Origin of the sequence: Thalassoglobus sp. (assembly GCF_048270125.1) — a bacterium.
Classification (GTDB): Bacteria; Planctomycetota; Planctomycetia; order Planctomycetales; family Planctomycetaceae; genus Thalassoglobus.
On record NZ_JBLWTN010000001.1, the window covers coordinates 319,171 to 335,306 of the forward strand.

Here is a 16,136-nt window from a genome sequence, read left to right on the forward strand (position 1 = left end):
TTTATTCAAAGCATGAGAATCAAAATTCGCTCGCTGCCACTCATCACGACATCAAGCCCGGCAGTATCTGGCTGTAAGAAGCTCAATCTCGATCAGATTTTCTGACGGACTCTTTGACCGAAGACAACTCCTTGTTGGCTGTTGCGACGGTCATTACAATTCTGAAATGAATCTGAAACGAAGAGGTACAATAATGTTGCACCTCTTTTAGCTGAGACTTGAGACTCCAACTTCATCCCAAGAGTAAGTCTATGATAGTACTCCTTCGTCTCTGCGTACTGCTATTTGCAACTGCGCCCGCTTTCGTCTCTGCACAACAGCCGATTACTCTTAACGATGTTGAAGTCGGCTTGCCTGAGATCTCTGTCGACGAACCTTTCGCAGCTGAGTTTTCTACAAAGAAGGCAGCGGAGTATCTTGATCGTTCCGCTCTGAACTGGCTGAAGACGAAGAAGTGCGCCACTTGCCACACCAACTTATTTTACATGGCAGCACGTCCAGCATTAACAAAAATTCAGCCTGATTCCGGAGAAGTTCGAAGCTTCTACGAGGATTACCGAAAAGTTCGGTGGGCAAAAAAAGCCCCTAACGAGTCACAAGGGTTCTGGCCAATTGTTGTCGGGACTGGGCTGACTCTGAACGATGTTCAAACAACCGGAAAACTCAGCGATGTCTCTCGCGATGTCCTCGACATCATGTGGACAGTTCAAAGAGAAGATGGTGGCTGGAGATGGCCTCATTGCAATTACGCACCAATAGAAATCGACGATCACTACGGCGTCACTCTCGCCGCGCTCACTGTCGGAATTGCGCCTGACGGTTATGCAGAAACTCCGCAGGCTCGCGCGGGCCTCGATAAACTTCGCGTATATTTCAAAAACAATCCACCGAAATCGTTACACCATCGCGCGATGCTTGCGTGGTGTTCGGTGAGAGTCGACGGCATCGCTACCGAAGAGCAACGTCAGGAAACGCTGTCGGAACTGCTCGCCTTACAACTTGACGACGGTGGCTGGTCGACCGCCGGTTTTCTCACTGACTGGAAGGGGCTTGTCCCCGAGGGTGACAACTCTCTTCACACCGAGACAAGTGATGGATATGGAACTGGGTTTGTCATCGTCGTCGCACGCGAACTTGGCGTCGCTTCGGATGATCCAAGACTGCAACGCGGAATTAAATGGATTCACAAGAATCAGCGAGAGAGTGGCAAGTGGTTCACCCGTTCGCCAGTTCACGATTGCGGAAACCTGATTTCGAATGTCGGAAGTGCCTACGTCATCCTCGCACTTCAGGCTTGTGGTGAGCTAGAAGGTTGGCCGTTTGCCTCAATCAAACCTGCAAACAGCACAACCAACAAACAGCGATGAACTCGAATGTTAACTTAAATGAGAGCGACCATGAATCAAGAACAAAACGTGAATCGTCGTCATTTTCTCGGTGCAACAGCAGCAGTCACAATCGGTGGCTTGATGAGCCCTGGCATCGCGCAGTTGCAAGCCGCTAAGAATAGCAAGTCCGGTGAGAACGAACACTTTTGGTATCGCCTCGCACCGGAAGGGCCTTACATCGATTCGCAACGTGATAACAAAGCGTTCGGTTTCAGTGACGGGAAAATCTTCCTGTCAGAAGATAACGGCGAGACGTGGTCTCATAGCGCTGAGTTTTCCGACGCAGAGAACATCGGCTTCAGTTGCATTCTGAAAAACGGAAACATTCTCTTCGCCACGCGGCAAAAGATCTTTCTAAGCACTGACAATCTCAAGACACACAAAGAGATCATCGTCACCAAAGATGGTCAGGATTACCTGCCACACACGCCGAAAAACCCGGATCAGCCAGGCTGGTATTTTCATCCCCTCGACGGAGTGCACACCTGGGAGATCGAAGGCAAGGAAGTGCTCGTTTGGGGAAATTACTGCAACGTGCTAGGCGGGGCCGTACCAGTCAATATTTACTACTCGACTGACAGTGGGCAGACAATCAAAATTGCATATTCCTTCGGTCGAAATCCAAAGTTTCAAGAAAAGGGAATTGATCCCAGTTTGTACTTGGGCAATCCTGAGAACTCTGTCATTTGCCGACACATTCACTCGGTCGTATTTAATCCAGCGGAACAAGCCTTTTACGCCTGCACCGGTGACATCAATCGTGGATTTGGGGAAGAGTGCCACTGGATGCGCGGCACTTACGATATGAAAGCTGATGAATGGGACTGGCAAATTTTGGTCTCGGTCAACTCGAACTCGCGTTATAAATCGGGAGGCATCAGCTTTGTCGATGGGCAACTGTACTGGGCTGCGGATGCGAATGGCCCGAAGGAACCCAACGAAAAGCATGACCGAGGTATTTTTCGCTGCAATCCGGAAGACTTTGCAGATCCCAAGAAGCACACGCTTCTGTTCGATGCTGAATTTGAAATGGCCAACATGATCATTGAAGACAATGTGATCCTGGCTGGTCATTGCGCCCCAGCTTCGACTTTCAAAACTGGAATCGCCATTTCGCCAGACTTAGGCAAAACCTGGAAAGAGTACGACTTAGTAGAATTCGGCCCACGCTCTCCTGTCCGCTTCCATCCGAAAAACAGCGACGGCTGGTTCCGGGTGGATCTACGAAAAGGATGGATCGAAAGAGCCGAAGTTTTGTTCATAAAACCGAAATCGTAATAAACCCCAACAGCCTGACAGGCCGCTTCTGCGATTTATGATTTTCGATTTTTCTCTTCGCAGAGCGGTCAATCTTGCAATCAGTTTCAACAACTTGCAAGAGAGGATTCTTAATCAAGTCCAGCTTTGGTCTTTACGACCTGCCTCGTGGCGAGTCGTCCACGGAGTCATGAAATTGACCTCTACAGGCACGACAAGCATTGAAAATATTTTAAGCAACTTCGATGATCGCCTTGATGACTCCAGATTCGGGATGGGTGAAGGTTTCAAATTCTTCGATCACCGTATCAAACGATGTTCGATGAGTGACCCATGGCTCCGTGTTGATTGTGCCATCTTCGATGAGGCTGATGATTCTTGAAAAGTCGTTCGGCAGGGCGTTTCGTGAACCTTTTATTGTCATCTCTGGTTTGTGCAGGATCGGATGAGGGAACGAAACCTCAGCCGTTGTAATTCCAACATAGACCAGTGAACCGGTATGGGCGACGTACTTGAGGGCGTTTGACATCGAAGCGTTGTGCCCGGTCGCGTCAGTGACGACAGCGTACCGGTCACCGTTGGTGATATCGAGCATCTGTTCGAGTTCGCTGCCATCTCCTTTGAATTGAACAGTGTGTGGAACACCATAGGTCTCACGGCAGAATTCGAGTCGCGATTCGACCATGTCCATCACTGTGATCGTCGCTCCGGTGAGGCGTGTGAATTCGAGAGTCGCCAGTCCGATTGGACCTGCGCCGATGATGAGAACGTGGTCCCCTTTTTGCGGCGCTCCCCGATCACAGGCATGGCAGCCAATTCCGAGAGTTTCAACCAATGCCAGTTGTTCGTACGTCAACTTGGAAGATGAGTGTAATTTGTCCGCTCGAATCAGAAATTTCTCACAAAGTCCACCATCGACCATCACGCCGATGACATTCAGCTTCTCGCAACAGTTTCCGTTTCCTTTGCGACAAGGGTAGCACTCGCCGCAGTTCATATAGGGCTCAACGCTGCAACGATCACCCACATTGACGTTTGTAACATCGTCGCCGACTTCGAGAACTTCCACGCCAAGTTCATGCCCGGGAATTCTCGGGTAGCTGAAAAAAGGCATCTTGCCGAGGTAGCCACCGTAGTCAGTACCGCAAATCCCCATGCGATGCGTCCGCACAAGAGCCTGCCCAGAACCTGGAGACGTGGGCTCATCTATCTCTACATGCTGAAAGTTTTTGGGTTCTTCGAGTCGAATGGCCTTCATTGTAATCTGACTTTCATTTTTTTCGGTGAGGGATTTATGCTTCGACGGTCGGTGTGTCGTTGTTTTCGGGACGGCCTTCGAGGTAGAACCAGTTATGGATAGGTTGAAGAATTTCCTGAACCTCAGCCAATAAGGTTTCGTCGAGAGGGATTTCTGCCCAGTCAACCCATTGCGACACACGCTGGGGATTGGCAGATCCGGTGACACACGTTGTGAAGTCGGGATTCGCGATCGAGAATTGCAACGCAAGTTGAGCGAGGTCGACTCCTCGGCTCGCACAATGGTCTGCGGCAGCTTTTGCAATTTCACGAACTTTTGGAGTCGCCTTGTGCCATTCCGGAAGTGGAGCGCTGGTTAAAAGTCGAGCACAGAACGGAGCAGCGTTCATGATCCCGACTCCTTTTTCCTGGCAGATTGGCACAAGTTCGAGTGCCATGTCGTTTTGCAACGTGTAGTGGTTGTAAGTCAGTATCGCATCGATGTCTGCGTTCTCCAGAATGTATTTGAACATCTTCATCGGGTATCCACTGACACCAATGTAGCGGACTTTCCCTTTCTCAACCTGCTTGCGCAGAGCAGGCAGAGTCTCTTCGACAATCTGCGACATCTCGACAAACTCAAGGTCGTGGCACAGAACGAGATCAAGATGATCGACCTTCATTCGCTCCAGAGAGATATCGACACTTTCCTCAACACGCCGAGCACTAAAGTCAAAGTGCTGACCAGCGTATCGACCGAGCTTTGTCCCAAGATAGTATTGATCGCGGGGAATTTCAGGCAAAACTCGACCGAGCAACATCTCACTCATTCCACGTCCGTAAAATGGGGAGGTGTCAATAAAATTCATTCCACGATCAATTGCAACGTGGACACTTCGGAGAGCTTCATTGAGATCCACACTGCGAAATTCCTGGCCTAACGACGAAGCTCCAAACGAGAGCGTCGTCAGCTCCATGTCAGTCTTTCCAAGAGAGCGTTTCTGCATAATTTCTCTTTCTCGATCTTTCGTTGGCTGGGATCAGTGACCGCATGTCGAGCGACCTGACTCGTTTTCTCGCAGCATCTCAACTGGCCTCATTCTGACAAACTGTCACCAAATTTAAATAGCAGGACTCAATCGCTGCATGTGAATACCTCAAGTTTCGCAGACTTTGAAGAGGGATTATTTAGAACTGATCCTGAAACTTGAAATTGCACTCTCAAACATTGAGGAAAGCGGCTATTCCAGAAGTTTTCGGACTGGTCTAATGATCAGTGGGGCGCAATTAAGGTCTTTATTCATTAATCCCGGTCCCATTTGAGGAGGTCAGTAAAGTTCCGTTGACCTCAATGCTGGTTCCATGCGAGAATCAGCAGGAATTCGCTCATCAATCGATATAATGAGCGATCTACCCACTGTTTGAGAGATTAAGTCAGGCTTTCCGATCCATCCAAGAACCACCATGAAGGGACTCACGGTGAACATGAAAAAACTCCGATGGCTCTTGGAGTATGTCGTTTTCCGGGTGCTGACCTGCTTAATTGGCATTGTTTCAGTCAAACAGTCGGTTCAGTTTGCAAAATTTCTTGGCTGGAGTTTCGTCCATCTCTTGCCTCGAAAATGGACACGCTACGAGGTTGCAGCAAGCAACTTGAAAACCGCGTTTCCAGATTTCAGCGAACGTGATGTGGAAGTAACCATTGAGAAGATGTGGGTCCATCTCTTCCGACTGGTCGCTGAGACGGTTCAATTTCCGCGAAAGTTGCATCTCGAAAACTACCGCGAGATCATGTCGTTTCGAAACAGGGGGGAAGCTGCCCAGGCACTCAACTCTGGTCGTCCTGTTTTTATGCTGAGCGGACATTTCGGAAACTGGGAGGCCACCACCGCGACGTTTGGAACCTTTGGATTTCCAATGGGGATCGTAGCTCGCAAACTTGACAACCCCTATTTACATCGCTGGTTTGTCAGAACGCGTGAAGTGACCGGCCATCGACTCTTACTGAAATCTGGCGGGTGGGATGGGATCACAGATCTTCTCAGTGCACGAGGGAATCTCGGCCTGCTGTGCGATCAAGATGCAGGGCGTCGTGGAGTCTTTGTCGACTTCTTTGGAAAACCTGCCTCAACATTTCGATCTATCGCGCTCATGGCTATCGAGAACGATGCCATTGTGTTGCTTGGGTACGGAGTCCGTCAACCTGACAACTTCGATGAATGCCGCTGGGTCCGATACGAAGTCGGGTGTGAGATCGTCATCGACACGAAAACGATCCAGTCTGACGACGAAGTCCGATCAATCACCGAGCAATACTCGCAAGCTCTCGAAGCTGCAGTGAGGCGTTACCCTGAACAGTACTTTTGGGTCCATCGACGCTGGAAGTCAATCCCCAGAAAGAAGAAGAGAAACAAAGAAAAGGCTGCATAAAAAAAACGCTGCATACAGTTTTGCATGCAGCGTTTTTAGATTTTCGCGGCTTCACTGGCTGATCACCACGAGGCTGAGCATATCAAGGCACCATTTCAGTAGACTTGCTCTACAGCTCAAGTAGCATTCCGAAAACTCTAGAAGCTACCGCCGAATCCGCCACCGAAGTTGTTCGTGTTCATTCCGTTATTGCCAGTCCCGTTGGTGTTGTTATTGCCTCCAAAACCAACGTGTTGGTAATACATCATCTCTGCTCGTCTCCCGGTGTAGCCTGGTCCATAAGGAGTTGCGACAACCGTACGTTGCTGGGCATCTTCGTTGCCGAAGTCTGTCAGAATCGTGGCGACGATATTTCTTCTCAAAGCATCGAGTTCTGGATTTGAATTGTTTTCAGAACGCTCAATGATGACAGGGAACGGAGTGCTGCGATATCGAGCTGCGACTTCAACAATTTTGTCTTTTGCATCCGGCGTCAAGTGCGCCGTTTGACCAACGAAATCGTGTCGATGGAAGATGAAATCTGCAGCTTCGGCATTCGTCTGCATGACTTGATCATGTGCACGAAGGGTACTTCCCAATGGAAGTGTTTCTGGGACGGCATTCGGTTTTCTCCACATCCATCCACAGAGTGCAAAAGAGCACTTCTCGCAAATTTGACAGCAGTCTCCACATCCGACTTTGCCGCAGCCAACCCCGCCACACCCTTTGATTTTCCCACAGCCGGCGGTCGCTGGTCCACATCCTGCAGGATCACAACTTGAAACACCGCAGGTGTTCGAATGGGCACAGCTTGAGGCGCACATCAATAAGATGAGAAGACTTGCCAGTTGTCCCTGACGCTTCCGTGATGACATTCTTGTGCTCTCCATGACAAATCACTCCTTGTAATGCAGTGATTTACTTCGGCGTTCACTCATCAATTCGTTGAATAAGTGATGCCCCGAGGGAAGGAATAGATCGACGACTGGTTGGTTTTACCGATCGACTCAATCCGTTCCGAAAATTATGCAACAATCCAACGATTCAGGTTCACGAAACCCTATCGATTTCGTTGCACTCTAGGATCGAGTCGATAACCGGAAGTCTGTTGAACTCCATGCGGTGCTACTGGCTGACCAACTGATGGAGCTGGTCTCATTCCGTTTTGGGTCGTTCCATATGGCTGTGGCGGCGGTGGAAGCGGTTGAGCCGGTGGAACATACGCAGGTCGCTGTGAAGGCTGATCCGATTGCTGGTATTGCTGCTGACTTGGCGGATACTGTTGTGGTGGGACCTGCTGCTGTGGCTGGTCGTACTGTTGTTGCGGTTGTTGCTGATAGTTTTGCCCTGCGGGGTCGCCTGGCACTGGAGCATAGCCATTCGCGGGTGCAATCTGCCCATCTGCTGGTGGCGGATTAAAGAAGTTGTAACCCACATCTTGACCGTAACCCTGGCCGTTTCCATAAGGCAGGAGTTGGTAGTACCCCATATCCGGGTTACCTTCGATGCGATTATATTTGTAGAAATCGTGATCGTCCGGGTGTGTCACATAGAACCCAGGCAACGGAGGAGTTTGATCTGCATCCATTGGCCGGACAAGTTCTGGCGTGACAATAATCAGGATTTCCGTTTCATCTTCAGTTGCCTGCTTGGCATTGAAGAGATAGTTCCCGATATGTGGGATCTCACCCAGAAACGGAATTCTCGTAACCTCAGCTGTCTCTCTTCGCGAGAAGACACCACCAAGGACGATTGTTTGACCTTCGCGAAGTTCGACTTGAGTTTGCACGCGTCGAACGTTCAGCCCGGGAATCCCGCCCACAGTGTTCGCTGAGGAGACGGAACTCAACTCAGGCACAATTGTTAATCGAATCAGATCGTTATCAACAACGGTTGGAGTCGTGATAATCGAAGTACCAAACCCACGGAAGCTTGTCTGCTGACCTTGAGCTCCACCGATTCCGACAATTGTCGGGACTGCGAATTCACCTCCCGAGAGGAACGCAGCTGGTTGTCCACTTAAAGTAATAAGACGAGCGTCTTCGACTACGCGAGCGCTTCCATTTGAAGCCAAGGCATCAATCATGATATTGATATCCCCACCTTCAAACACGCCAGTCAGAGTGGCGGCCCCTCCGGTCAACGTCTGGCTGATCGATTGTGCTCCATTATCAAAGACAACACTCCAGTCCATACCTAGTCGTCGTAGTTGCGAACGGCTCAACTCTGCAATCCGTACGCGGACTTTAATTTGAAATTCCCCAGGCACTTGCAATTCATCCACAATATAGGATGAGAAAAAGTCATTGACCGTGTTGTTATTGAAACCGTTATTGAAGTTATTCTGTCCGGCACCGAGACCGAAATCGTTCCCCAGCCCAAGCAGATTATCTGACTGCGCGACAACCTCTCCACGGACGACATTCATGATCTTGGCAGCTTCGGCAGCATCTCGTGCTTGCCCCCTCACGATGATCTTTCTTGACATCGGAATCAGATAGACTTTGCTGTTCGGGTACAACAGCTGCAGCTTTCGCTCAATTCGTCCGAACTCAATTCGCCGTTGATCATCAAGATCCGGATCGCGGATTGTCGTAACCACATACATGAGCGGTTCGGTCACTTCCCGACCTTCCTCTTCGAACCATAACCACAAATCAGTGGTCCCCAAGCCTGTCCCGAGAATCGAAAACTCATTCTCGCTGAACTGGATGATGTCGATAATATCTGGATTCGAAAACGCAAATCGCGTCACCCTCTTATCTGTAATCACGAGTTGTGATCGATTGTTGATCACATCTAATTTGCGTTCAGAACGAGGCATGGAACGGATTCGTGGATCGAGTGCTCTTCGGGCATCGTAAGTTGCCTGCACCTGTTGAATCGTCGGAGAGTACTGCTGAGCTCCCGGCTGAACCTGCTGAGCAGGCAGGGGGGGCATCTGCGATTCTGGATGCTGCGCCTGCGCAGGCCCTCCCAGAAGAGTTGCACCAACAATCACCGCAGAACATTTCTTGCGCAGCTTTACCCGAGAGACAAATTTCTGCACTCGATTCCAGACAGTTGGTGATACTTCTACGGTCGACATCCGGTGTCGCTCCCTATCATTCTCAGCCAACATCCCGTCGGCTGCACGGCTCGGAAATTCCGAACAGTATGATTGCCTTGTAAATACGCCTGTTCGAGTTGTTTCAATCGCGATGGATCTCTGCAAAATTGTCTCAATGCGATGAACTCCACGTTCTTAATCGTCATGTGTCAGGCACAACTCCAATCCGTTACCGCCGCAACAATCATCACCTCGCAGACAAACAGACGGATTCCCTAATATCGAAAACCCCCACCCATTTTGCCTAACCGGAAAATGAGTCAGGAGGCGGGGCGGAGAGAATGGGTTTTGCCTGAAAGGGAAAAAACCGCTCAAGTTGAGGGCAGGGAGGCTCTGCCGTTTGACTGTTCGATGAGGATTTCGAAGAATGAGATTCGTCAATGAGATCGCGTTAACCCACGAGGCAGGTCGTCAAGACGATTTTCGATCGCTGATTTAAAGAAGAGCGAACAGCAAGGACCGATTTCAAAGAGACGTTTTACAAGGGGTGGGGAAGTTTATTCGATTTCCCAACCGACACTCTTGAGGTGCTCAATACTGGCGAGCACACGTTCATGCGTTTGCTCCAGTGTCAGTTCTGGCTCTCCCTCAATGCCTTCAAGCTCGAGGCTGCAGGGGCCAGTAAAATCGATTCCCTTGAGAAAATGGAGAACTTCAGCGAAGTCGACATGACCAGCGGTTCCCAAGGCAGGGAAGTGCCAGTCCTTGAATTTCCCGTTCGTGTCTTTCAAGTGAACATGTGCAATATAAGGGGCGACTTTGTTCATCTCTTCCAGTAACTCAACATCTTCGTTGTAATAGAAGATATTGCCGGTGTCGAAGTTGAGCCGAATGTTTGGATGATTGACTCGTTCAACGAGTTCCAGCATTCCATCTGCATTCTGACAGGTTCCTGGATGCGTTTCGCAACAGTACACGATCCCCAACTTCTGAGCGTAGTCGCCGATTTGACGCATGTGGTCAATAAGCAACGGCCATTGGTCGTCATCCGCCAGCTCCCCGCCTCCAGCGACGACGTACTCGGCCCCGAACTGATTGGCGATCGTGAGCTTTGTCAGAGTTCTCTTGAGAACCTCTTCTTCAAGGGGATTTCCACTGGTGATGTTGCAAGTACAGACCTTGAGACCAGCTTCCGCGATGCGTTCCTTTAAAGCAAAAATGGACTGCGGAGTTGAGCCATTCGTAACGACGGGCTCTTCCTTGAAAAAAGAGGGCATCCCGTGATTCTTGATCGGCAGTTCCAACCAGTGAATTCCGGCGGAAGCAAGTAAATCGATCGCAGCGTTAGGACCAAAGCGACCATACGTATTCGGGAAGCATGCGATTTTCATCAGGAACAATCACTTTTGAAACAGATATTCAAACTGATCCGGCACTTTTACTTTTGAACTCTCAGAGATTGAGAAGATTTTTCACGACAAAAGTTGCCGGAGAGATTCCAGGTTCAGGAACTATGCTTGATCATCGCTCACGGGGAGGCAAAGCCAAGGGGGTTGAACACAGTCCAGCGAGTCGAGTTCGACCGCAGCGGCTCGAAGTTGACCTTCTGTTGCCTCGTGAGTCATGAATACCAAGGGGACAATGGGAGGTTCTCCAGCTTTGGGGCTTTCGATCTGTGCCTCTTTCTGCATCACCGAAGAGAGACTGATCCCGTTGCGACCGAGGACATCGGCAATATCTGCAATTACGTGTGGACGGTCTTCCACATGGAAACGGAAGTAGTAGCGGCGTTCAATATCTTCCGACTTCTGAAGTTGAAACTTTTCTTCGGTCTGCCAGAGATTCAGATGCGGAAAAGTGATCGCTGCTCGCCCGACAGCAACATCAATGATGTCTGCAACCACAGCGGAGGCGGTCGCCATTTGCCCCGCTCCCATCGCAGAGAACCAGGCTTTGCCAACCGCATCGCCGGTAATCTCAATCATATTGTACGGCCCGTCGACCTGAGCCAAAGGGCGTTCCTTTCGAATGAGCGTCGGTTGCGTATGCAGTTCAAGATGCCCATTTACGAGTTTTGCAGTCGCCAGAAGTTTCACGGCATAGCCAAGCTCATCAGTGAAGTGCAAATCTTCGAGTTCAAGTTCATCAATTCCCTGAACCGGGAATTGATCGGGACTAATCCGCTCACCAAACGCAAGCTGAGTGAGGATTCCTAACTTTTGAGCTGCATCGGTCCCCTTGACGTCCATCGACGGGTCCGCCTCAGCGTAGCCGCACTCTTGAGCTTCTTGAACCGCATCGTCATAGGATGCGTCGTTATGCAGCATTTGCGTCAGAATGAAGTTGCTGGTTCCATTCAAGATTGCTGCCAGGGATGTGATTTGATTACCAGTCATCGACTGGCTCATGGCAGCAATGATGGGGCAACCGCCTGCAACAGCCGCTTCGAACGCGATACATCTGCCGGTCTCTCTTGCGAGAGCGAAGAGTGTGTCCCCATGCTCACAAAGCAACGCCTTGTTCGCAGTCACGACATCTTTCCCGTGATTCAAGGCTGCTTCGACGAGCTCTTTCGCAGGTGAAATCCCTCCTATGAGCTCAATAACGACATCGACATCAGCAGCAGTTGCGACCGACATGGCATCGGTGGTCAAAATGCCTGATGGGATCTCGACATCACGTGATTTACTGAGATCTCGGACGGCGACTCGAGTAATCTCGACATCCCGACCGGCTCGCTCCCGGGTTCTGTCACGATGACGCAGAAGAATTTGGGCAACGCCACTGGCAACAGTTCCCAGTCCAATCAATCCGACTCGAAGTGGTTTCGACATTTCTGTGAGTGAAATTCTGTTCAAGGAACCGATCCAAAACCTCTATGATGAGGAATCCCCTCAGTGTTTGGGAACCAAATTCAGATTTTCGGATCTGTTCTCAATGTGGGCAGGTTTCGACCCCGCCATGATGTTTGACTTCCGCGTCCACCAGATTAGCGGGATTTCTTCGCTCACGGGAGGCATGCAGGAGGCTCTGTTGTCTCAAATCGTAAAATGGGACTGAATTCTCCGTTACGACGAAGGCGATTCTCCGGTTCAAGGAGACAGAACGGGGCGAACTTTGTCCAAGAACGTCAAATCTTGAAAGCTCTCCACACTGTTTGAAAGCTCAGATTCCGGTATTCGGCGCAGTATGCCCCTGTTTCAAACTGACCCCAAGCGTTGTTCCAACAACTGATCTTGATGTACGTTGTGTCGATTGCGAGATTCGTATGGTCTTCTATAATCCAATTGTGCCAAACTATGGAGAGTAGGACTGATGATTGATCGAGCGCGAAAACAAACTCCCAATTCGCTTCCAGAGAATAAGGTTCAAGCGACGATGCGAATCGGTGCAGTCAGCTATTTGAACAGTAAACCTTTAGTCGAAGATCTCGAAAATCTTTGTCCAGAGAGTGACTGTATGTTCGACGTTCCCAGTCGCTTGGCTGATGGATTGGCGTCCGGCGATCTTGATGTCGCCCTCATCCCTTCTGTCGAATCATTCCTGAATCCCGATTACGAAGTCGTTTCGGATGCGTGTGTTGCCACTCACGGACCTGTTATGTCAGTGAAGTTGTACTCACGGGTTCACCCGGGGGAGATTCGAACTCTGGCATTGGATGAAGGTTCACGTACCAGTGCGGCACTGACGCGCATTATGCTCGAAGAACGGTTTGGCGTTACGCCTGAACTTCAGAAACTTCCCCTGAAGAAAACCACGCGAGACACAAATGCCGACGCCGTTTTGCTGATTGGCGACCGTGCGATTTCGCCACCTAAAGAGTCTTTCCACACAGTCTGGGATTTGGGTGAAGAATGGGTCAACTGGACCGGTCTTCCATTTGTGTTCGCGATGTGGGTGACTCGACAGAATACAGAACTTGGCGAGATTCCTTCCAGGCTGGCTCAGTCACGCGATGCCGGATTGAACGCAATTGAGCGAATCGCGCAGGACGGAGCAGAGGCTCTGAACCTGGACTACGAGACCGCTCTGAATTACCTGACAAAAAATCTCTACTTCAAACTCGGAGATGCCGAGCGAGCAGGGCTAAAAATGTTCCAGGAATTAGCTGCCAACTTAGGCTTGGCAGATCCGACGCCGCTGAGCTTCAGAGATTTGCCTGAACTCGAAGAGGCCGAACTGATCTCGGCGTAGCTCTCTGCTACCGAAGGACAGATTTCCATCACACATCTACGTGATTGTCCTGAGAATTGACTCGCCAGAGCGGTGGCGTGCCTGAAGTAAGATCTGGCTCGGATGAAGAAAGATGCCCCCCTGATTCCCACTTATTGTGGAAAACACACCTTTCTCCAAGCCAACCCTAGAATCGGCAAAATCAGTAAAACTGATGAGGGATTTTTAAACTTCTCTTGACTTGCAGTGGAATTTGTTATCCAGAATGGCACAAATCTACTCAAACCGGCCTTTTTTGCGATCTCACTCAACCGACAAGCTGAAGAAATCCACTCGGTGGTAGCTCCAGAGCCGCTTTAAAGCAATTTGGTCTACCGTCTGCCCACGCAGGACGCGCTTCACATGGAAAATCGCCTTTCCTCACGAGGCAGAGCGTATAGACCTGTATTATTGGATTCGCTTTTGAGCAGTTTGCTCTACCGTTTGCCCGTGAAGAACGCATTTCTCTAGCAAAAATGCTGTTCGCTACGAGGCAGATCCTGCAAACCAATTCGAACGATGCTTTAGAAGAATTCGCTGAACGATTCTTTGACAGCTTTGATGCCTGCATTCAAAGTCCGAATGTCGTTCGTCGGGCTGATCATCTTACAGCCTAATTCGGCGAGCATGTGGGCGTGTTCAGGAGTCGTCGTGACTGCTCCGAAGGTTTTTCCGTGTTTCGCACAGGCTGCAGCCACTTTCTTAATCGCAGCAATGCAGCTTTCGTGCATGAAATCGCCGGTCACTCCCAGCGCTTGGCTAAGATCAGAAGGGCCGATGAACAACAGGTCCACGCCATCGATGGCTGCGATTTCGTCGCATTCTTCCAAGGCTTGCAGCGTTTCGATTTGGATTGCAACGAAAGAACGTTCGTTCGCCTGCTGACAAAACTCGGCAACCGGAATTGTTCCGAATTGCCCGTCGTGACATCCAGCGTTCAGTCCACGTTTTCCACGTGGGGCAAACTTCGCCCACTGAACAAATTCTTCTGCCTGTTCTGCTGACACGATTTGGGCAGCCATCACACCTTCAGCTCCCGATTCAATACATCGCGTCACCAAAGAGTAATCGTGAGGAGGAATGCGGACGAAACAATCAAGGTTGGAAGCACGAGCGTAGGCTGCTGCGACTTCGATATCCTGGGTCGAAAAACTCGCGTGCTCGGCATCAATCCAGAAACCATCAAATCCGCCCTGGATCGCAAACATTTCGATCATATTAGGTTGGTAGAGCCGACTAAGTGCAAACACATTGACACGCTCACCCGCAGCGAGTTTTTTCTTCAAAGACATCTCATTTTTCCTGTCACTGTTTCTTTGTGATTCAATCACTTGTCGCTGCAATGGGACGACAAGAGTTCATCAATATCGGTCGATATTCATGTCTGAGCTTGAACTTTAGAGAATTCCCGACGCTCTAGCCAGCAGGTCGTTTTGTTGGGCGGACAGGTGCGGGACAGCAATCTTTGGCACAGACATCCCAGTTTGCGGGAAATTTCCCGATCGCTTCTTTCTCGACGGACTTGTCCAATCGCTCAATGATCAGCTTACTGACACACCGCACGAATTTAGGATGATTGCCCGGAGAATCAGCCCGGACCAATGTGATATCCAATTCCTCACACTTTTGTGCTGCTTCCTCGTCGAGATCAAACAGAACTTCCATGTGATCAGAAAGAAAGCCGACCGGAGAGATGACCAGCGATTTGACGCCCTGGCTATCCAATTCATCGATATGATCAAGAATGTCCGGTTCGAGCCACGGGTCTTCTGGCCGCCCGCTGCGGCTTTGATAAACGAGTCGCCAACGTTTCGGTGGGAGATTCAGTTCCTCAGTGATCAGACGACAAGTCTCGGAAAGTTGCTGCACGTAGTCAGATGTGCTTGCCATCGATTCGGGAATACTGTGAGCAGTCAAAGCAAGACGAAACTCAGACTGCTGTGATTCCGGGAGTGAGTTGATGGCAGCTTGAATATGCTCAACATTCGCAGCAATGAAATCCGGGTGATTATAAAATGTCCGAATCTTGTCGACTTTCGGAGAATTTTCTCCGACGGCATCCTGTGCTGCCAGAATGTTTTCCCGATATTGACGACAACCGGAGTAAGAGCTGTAGGCGGAAACAACGAATGCGATCGCGTTTTGAATTCCGTCGTCCTTCATTTTCTGCATGGTGTCCGGCAAGAGCGGATTCCAGTTTCGGTTTCCCCAATAGATGGGAATTTCAACGCCGAGTTCTTTCAAATCTGCTTTCACAGCGGCCATTAATTCGCGTGTCTGCTGGTTGATGGGACTCATGCCATCGAAATGGTAGTAATGCTCAGCAACTTCGAGCATGCGTTCCCGAGGAACATTTCTCCCGCGTAGCACATTTTCAAGAAACGGAATCACATCGTCACGTCCTTCTGGTCCTCCAAAAGAAACAAACAGGACGGCGTCATAATTATATTTGCTCACAAAACCACTTTCGGTCATCGATGAATCTTCGTGAGATAGCCACGTGCAATCTCAAGGTATTATTGTCAAACTGCTCAAACCGTCCAATCGCTCCGCACAGAACCTTATAAAAACCACCGAAAATACGA

12 protein-coding genes are annotated in these 16,136 nt (G+C 49.9%); 4 read left to right on the forward strand and 8 right to left on the reverse strand.

Translation table 11 applies throughout. The features are described from left to right. The first annotated feature begins 251 nt into the window (after positions 1-251). Positions 252-1,367 (forward strand): squalene--hopene cyclase, encoded by a 1,116-nt coding sequence (locus tag ACN0YR_RS01165; RefSeq protein ID WP_417847368.1) that lies wholly within the window; start codon positions 252-254, stop codon positions 1,365-1,367. 30 nt (positions 1,368-1,397) lie between these two features. After that, a complete protein-coding gene (locus ACN0YR_RS01170) occupies positions 1,398-2,666 on the forward strand; it encodes a sialidase family protein (RefSeq protein ID WP_417847369.1) in 1,269 nt (422 codons plus the stop codon). A 211-nt stretch (positions 2,667-2,877) separates the two neighbouring features. On the opposite strand, the gene ACN0YR_RS01175 is transcribed toward ACN0YR_RS01170, so the two are convergent. Together ACN0YR_RS01175 and ACN0YR_RS01180 are read right to left on the reverse strand one after the other, a co-directional pair. Continuing rightward, complete coding sequence (locus tag ACN0YR_RS01175; protein ID WP_417847370.1) at positions 2,878-3,903, reverse strand: zinc-binding alcohol dehydrogenase family protein; 1,026 nt, start codon at positions 3,901-3,903, stop codon at positions 2,878-2,880. 34 nt (positions 3,904-3,937) lie between these two features. Then, entirely contained in the window at positions 3,938-4,888 is a 951-nt protein-coding gene (locus ACN0YR_RS01180; protein WP_417847371.1) for an aldo/keto reductase, read from the reverse strand. 457 nt (positions 4,889-5,345) lie between these two features. Between ACN0YR_RS01180 and ACN0YR_RS01185 the strand changes: the two genes are divergently transcribed. Then, positions 5,346-6,311, forward strand: a complete 966-nt coding sequence (locus ACN0YR_RS01185; protein WP_417847372.1) for a lysophospholipid acyltransferase family protein — start codon at positions 5,346-5,348, stop codon at positions 6,309-6,311. 137 nt (positions 6,312-6,448) lie between these two features. Here ACN0YR_RS01185 and ACN0YR_RS01190 read toward each other — a convergent pair whose 3' ends face one another. The 4 genes from ACN0YR_RS01190 to ACN0YR_RS01205 form a co-directional block, all read right to left on the reverse strand. Further along, on the reverse strand, positions 6,449-7,165 hold the full coding sequence (locus ACN0YR_RS01190) for a hypothetical protein (RefSeq protein ID WP_417847373.1): 717 nt from the start codon (positions 7,163-7,165) through the stop codon (positions 6,449-6,451). 185 nt (positions 7,166-7,350) lie between these two features. Beyond that, complete coding sequence (locus ACN0YR_RS01195) at positions 7,351-9,378, reverse strand: type II and III secretion system protein family protein (protein ID WP_417847374.1); 2,028 nt, start codon at positions 9,376-9,378, stop codon at positions 7,351-7,353. 518 nt (positions 9,379-9,896) lie between these two features. After that, positions 9,897-10,730: a sugar phosphate isomerase/epimerase family protein gene (locus tag ACN0YR_RS01200; protein ID WP_417847375.1), complete on the reverse strand. Its 834-nt coding sequence runs from the start codon at positions 10,728-10,730 to the stop codon at positions 9,897-9,899. A gap of 120 nt (positions 10,731-10,850) precedes the next feature. Further along, positions 10,851-12,173: a homoserine dehydrogenase gene (locus tag ACN0YR_RS01205; RefSeq protein ID WP_417847376.1), complete on the reverse strand. Its 1,323-nt coding sequence runs from the start codon at positions 12,171-12,173 to the stop codon at positions 10,851-10,853. A 481-nt stretch (positions 12,174-12,654) separates the two neighbouring features. Here ACN0YR_RS01205 and ACN0YR_RS01210 point away from each other — a divergent pair, with 481 nt between their 5' ends. After that, on the forward strand, positions 12,655-13,533 hold the full coding sequence (locus ACN0YR_RS01210; RefSeq protein ID WP_417847377.1) for a menaquinone biosynthetic enzyme MqnA/MqnD family protein: 879 nt from the start codon (positions 12,655-12,657) through the stop codon (positions 13,531-13,533). A 542-nt stretch (positions 13,534-14,075) separates the two neighbouring features. On the opposite strand, the gene ACN0YR_RS01215 is transcribed toward ACN0YR_RS01210, so the two are convergent. Together ACN0YR_RS01215 and ACN0YR_RS01220 are read right to left on the reverse strand one after the other, a co-directional pair. Next, on the reverse strand, positions 14,076-14,843 hold the full coding sequence (locus tag ACN0YR_RS01215) for an HpcH/HpaI aldolase family protein (RefSeq protein WP_417847378.1): 768 nt from the start codon (positions 14,841-14,843) through the stop codon (positions 14,076-14,078). A gap of 124 nt (positions 14,844-14,967) precedes the next feature. Further along, positions 14,968-16,026 carry a ferrochelatase gene (locus ACN0YR_RS01220; protein WP_417847379.1) on the reverse strand — a complete coding sequence of 353 codons (1,059 nt, stop codon included), beginning with the start codon at positions 16,024-16,026 and terminating at the stop codon, positions 14,968-14,970. Positions 16,027-16,136 lie beyond the last annotated feature (110 nt).

Excerpts from the sequence above, each read along its gene's own strand:
- ACN0YR_RS01170 (WP_417847369.1), top strand. The coding sequence starts at position 1,398 with ATGAATCAAGAACAAAACGTGAATCGTCGTCATTTTCTCGGTGCAACA.
- ACN0YR_RS01220 (WP_417847379.1), bottom strand. The coding sequence starts at position 16,026 with ATGACCGAAAGTGGTTTTGTGAGCAAATATAATTATGACGCCGTCCTG.
- ACN0YR_RS01180 (WP_417847371.1), bottom strand. The coding sequence starts at position 4,888 with ATGCAGAAACGCTCTCTTGGAAAGACTGACATGGAGCTGACGACGCTC.
- ACN0YR_RS01165 (WP_417847368.1), top strand. The coding sequence starts at position 252 with ATGATAGTACTCCTTCGTCTCTGCGTACTGCTATTTGCAACTGCGCCC.
- ACN0YR_RS01195 (WP_417847374.1), bottom strand. The coding sequence starts at position 9,378 with ATGTCGACCGTAGAAGTATCACCAACTGTCTGGAATCGAGTGCAGAAA.
- ACN0YR_RS01175 (WP_417847370.1), bottom strand. The coding sequence starts at position 3,903 with ATGAAGGCCATTCGACTCGAAGAACCCAAAAACTTTCAGCATGTAGAG.
- ACN0YR_RS01210 (WP_417847377.1), top strand. The coding sequence starts at position 12,655 with ATGATTGATCGAGCGCGAAAACAAACTCCCAATTCGCTTCCAGAGAAT.
- ACN0YR_RS01215 (WP_417847378.1), bottom strand. The coding sequence starts at position 14,843 with ATGTCTTTGAAGAAAAAACTCGCTGCGGGTGAGCGTGTCAATGTGTTT.
- ACN0YR_RS01205 (WP_417847376.1), bottom strand. The coding sequence starts at position 12,173 with ATGTCGAAACCACTTCGAGTCGGATTGATTGGACTGGGAACTGTTGCC.
- ACN0YR_RS01185 (WP_417847372.1), top strand. The coding sequence starts at position 5,346 with ATGAAGGGACTCACGGTGAACATGAAAAAACTCCGATGGCTCTTGGAG.
- ACN0YR_RS01200 (WP_417847375.1), bottom strand. The coding sequence starts at position 10,730 with ATGAAAATCGCATGCTTCCCGAATACGTATGGTCGCTTTGGTCCTAAC.
- ACN0YR_RS01190 (WP_417847373.1), bottom strand. The coding sequence starts at position 7,165 with ATGTCATCACGGAAGCGTCAGGGACAACTGGCAAGTCTTCTCATCTTA.